Source organism: Anaerorhabdus sp. (genome assembly GCF_036637135.1).
GTDB lineage: Bacteria > Bacillota_I > Bacilli_A > Erysipelotrichales > Erysipelotrichaceae > Anaerorhabdus.
The window spans coordinates 1-3,378 of record NZ_JAVWNC010000104.1 but is presented as its reverse complement, the minus strand read 5'-3'; the positions used below and the strand labels follow the sequence as shown (position 1 = coordinate 3,378).

Here is a 3,378-nt window from a genome sequence, read left to right as displayed (position 1 = left end):
CTGTAAAAGCACCTGAGATACCATCTGATTTTCCACTTTGTAGTAAAGAAAGAATTATTAATGCAGCGGATACGACCATCAATAGAATATCTAGCATAAACTTCTCCTCCTAACGAATGAATAAAACATTGCTAGATAATTATAGCACATGCCTACACATTTGCAAATATATTACGATAATCAGTCGATTATTCAGCGTTTTCAACCAATTCTTGAGTGGTAGTACAAGTGTATCCATCAGATTCAAAGTTCTTTACCGACTCTTCCACACTAATAATAAAGCTTGATTCTCCACCAGATACTAACCCCACTCGTCTTAAATCGTCACCATTAATAAAAGTATACTCAATTGTTAAATGAGTTGTAATTTTATCTGTTTGTTCATCTTGTGTATATGTTAAACCCATGATATCTGCATAAGATTCACCTGTTTCTTTAAGTGCATCTATTAATTCAGTTGTTGGGTTAAGATAAGTCGTTACCCATGAAACCTTATCCACATTTAAACCAAAATTCGATGTCATAGTTAATGTATCTTCAACTTGTTCATTTGCGAAAGTACAAACTGATGTTGATATTGTAGCATCCTCAACGACAACTTCTTGTCTATAACTATCTTGAGTTGCCCATTTATCGCCAGGTAAAGCATATGTTTCACCAACATAGACAATATAATCATGCAATTGTTCTTCCGTCATACCTAATTTTTCTGAAATCAATTGTTGGTAACTTACCAAAGCTTCCTCATCAATTTCTGCTCCTGCAATTGTATACGGACTTCTTGGATCACTTAAATAGACTGTTCCATAGATTACACCATCTTCACTATCAATAAACAAGGAAATTTCTTCTACCTTGTCTGTCGCATCAACACTCGTGTTTAATGTTGCGGTAATTTCCCAATCAATACCATTCTCATCATTACCAATATTGACAGATTGCCCTACAGTGAATATCAAATCTTTTTTGTACATATCTTGGTAGATAGCTTCATTATCCATTTTTGAATAATCAAACGTTTGTGGTTTACTACTACATCCTGTTATAGCGAGTAACAAGACAAAAACTAAACATATTTTCTTCATATATTTCTCCCCCATAACATTATATAGTAAATTAACTTAGAATAAGAAACTGTTTTTACCTTAATTCATCAAAAATTGATAATTGGGATTTCTTATAAGGTTGTTGATAATCTCGAACAATACGTTTCATATCATATATGATTCCATACTTATTACATGCCTCTGTAAACATTTTACATTTAGTTTTAACCATTGGAATTGCACATGAATAATTATCTCGATATTTCTTTTGATACTTCTCTTTAAGTCCTGGGAAATATTGGTCCAATTTATTATAAAAATAATCTCTTTGATTCATTCTTAAGGTAACACCAAACCCTGAGTAGATATACTTCACTCCGCATTCATACGCCTTTTTAACCAATTCCAATATATTCTCATCACTATCTGTAAGCCAAGGTAAGTTTGGCATTAATAAAATACCTGTATTAATTCCAGCATCACTTAATTTCTTTAATGCTTCAAATCTCTTTGAACTAACACATACATTGGGTTCAATAATTTTACATAATTCATCATCCATAGTAGTGATGGTTATATTCACCAGTACAGGACTATGTTCTTTGATTTCTTTTAGTACATCAATATCTCTTACAATCAAATCACTCTTTGTCGCAATTTCTACACCAAATCCATAAGCATTTATCAGTTCTAATGCATGTCTGGTTAATTGTTCTTTCTCTTCAAATGGATTATATGGATCACTCATTGCTCCAGTTCCAACAACACCTCTTACTTTTTTCCTTCTTAAATCATCTCGAATTATACGTAATGCATCTTCTTTAGCTCTTACTTCATCAAAATTTTCAACGTGATAACAATCACTTCTTGAGTCGCAATAAATACATCCATGGCAACATCCACGATAAATATTCATATTATATTTTGTTCCAAACCAAAAATCATTTTTAGCATTGGTCACAATTGTTTTTGCAGGTACTGTCTTCATCATATCTTTTCCACCTTTATTTTATTATACTCGACAAAACATGACATCGATTGACATATTTAGGAAAAAGCATAATAAAAACCCATTAACCGAAGTCAATGAGTTTTAGATTAACTATTTGTTTTTAACGTTGTAGAAAGCTTGACGTCCAAGATATTTAGCAACAGCACCTAATTCATCTTCAATACGGATTAATTGGTTGTATTTTGCAATACGGTCTGTACGAGACATTGAACCAGTCTTGATTTGTCCAGCGTTGAATGCAACAGCGATATCAGCAATTGTTGTATCTTCTGTTTCACCAGATCTATGAGATACTACACAAGTATAACCAGCTTCTTTAGCCATTGTCATAGCATCAAATGTTTCTGTAAGTGTACCGATTTGGTTAACTTTGATAAGAATTGAGTTTGCAATTCCTCTGTCGATTCCTTCTTTAAGAATAGATGGGTTAGTTACGAATAAATCGTCACCTACGATTTGGATCTTATCACCGATACGATCAGTTAATACTTTCCATCCGTCCCAGTCTCTTTCTCCAAGACCATCTTCGATAGATACGATTGGATATTTTTCTACCCATTCAGCATACATATCAATCATTTCAGCAGTAGTTTTTGTACCACCGTTTGATTTAACTAGTTCATAAACTTTAGTTTCTGTGTTGTAGAATTCACTAGCAGCAACGTCCATTGCGATAGCGATATCACCAGGTTTTCCTTCTTTAGAAGGGTTGTATCCAGCAGCTTTGATAGCTTCTACGATTAATTGAAGAGGTTCTTCATTTCCATCTTTACAAGAAGGAGCAAATCCACCTTCATCACCAACGTTTGTATTATAGCCTTTAGCTTTTAATACTTTACGTAAGTTGTGGAATGTTTCAGCACCCATTCTTAAAGCTTCTTTAATATCTGTAGCTCCGATAGGCATAATCATGAATTCTTGGAAGTCTACTGTTGAGTCAGCATGGCTACCACCGTTAAGTACGTTCATCATTGGAACTGGTAATGTTTTACCATTGAATCCACCTAAGTAACGATATAATGGCATTCCATAATAATCTGCAGCTGCAATAGCACAAGCCATTGATACACCTAAGATAGCGTTAGCTCCAAATTTTGATTTGTCTTTAGTACCATCAAGTTCGATCATTGTTTTATCAACACCACATTGATCAGTAACATCTAAACCGATAATTGCATCAGCAATAATGTCATTAACATTGCTAACTGCTTTTAAAACACCTTTACCCATGAAACGAGATTTGTCTCCATCACGTAATTCAAGAGCTTCTCTTTCACCTGTTGATGCACCAGATGGAACCATTGCGCGTCCAAATGCACC

Annotated in this window: 4 protein-coding genes; all 4 read right to left on the bottom strand. The window is 33.9% G+C overall.

The features are described from left to right. A partial coding sequence (gene secG, locus RR643_RS11415) for a preprotein translocase subunit SecG (RefSeq protein ID WP_332483296.1) occupies positions 1-97 on the bottom strand: 97 nt, incomplete at its 3' end. Between the two features lie 91 nt (positions 98-188). Further along, a complete protein-coding gene (locus tag RR643_RS11410) occupies positions 189-1,085 on the bottom strand; it encodes a DUF1307 domain-containing protein (protein WP_332483295.1) in 897 nt (298 codons plus the stop codon). A 55-nt stretch (positions 1,086-1,140) separates the two neighbouring features. Beyond that, positions 1,141-2,037, bottom strand: a complete 897-nt coding sequence (locus RR643_RS11405) for an SPL family radical SAM protein (RefSeq protein ID WP_332483294.1) — start codon at positions 2,035-2,037, stop codon at positions 1,141-1,143. Between the two features lie 111 nt (positions 2,038-2,148). After that, positions 2,149-3,378, bottom strand: a 1,230-nt coding sequence (gene eno, locus RR643_RS11400; RefSeq protein ID WP_332483293.1) for a phosphopyruvate hydratase, incomplete at its 5' end; no start/stop codon positions are given.